The sequence below is a fragment of the Pseudomonas pseudonitroreducens genome (assembly GCF_021603645.1).
GTDB classification, from domain to species: Bacteria; Pseudomonadota; Gammaproteobacteria; order Pseudomonadales; family Pseudomonadaceae; genus Pseudomonas; species Pseudomonas pseudonitroreducens.
Genome location: NZ_BQHJ01000082.1, coordinates 1 through 255, shown reverse-complemented (window position 1 = coordinate 255; position 255 = coordinate 1). Strand labels below are relative to the sequence as shown.

The following is a 255-nucleotide window of genomic DNA, read 5'->3' as shown; positions in this document are numbered from 1 at the left end:
TTGGCGACCAGGCCACGCCCGCCCAGTGCGATGCGCTGACCCGCAAGGGCCTGGAGGAAGCCGCCCAGGTGTTCGGAGCCTGGGTGCCCCAGGACGTCATCGACCGGCTGCCGGCCAAGACTATCGCCGCCTTCCTGTCCTTCATCTACAACGTCGGCCCCGGTGGCCTAGGCGTGAAGGACGGGTTTGTCTGGCTCAAGGGCGGCGGCCACTCAACCATGCTGCGCGAGCTGCAGGCGGGCCGGATCGCCCAGG

General features: G+C 69.4%; 1 protein-coding gene. It reads left to right on the top strand.

Going from position 1 to position 255, the window contains the following annotated elements:
• Positions 1-255: glycoside hydrolase family protein (locus L6D89_RS32560; protein ID WP_373875007.1), on the top strand; the 255-nt coding region annotated here is incomplete at both ends.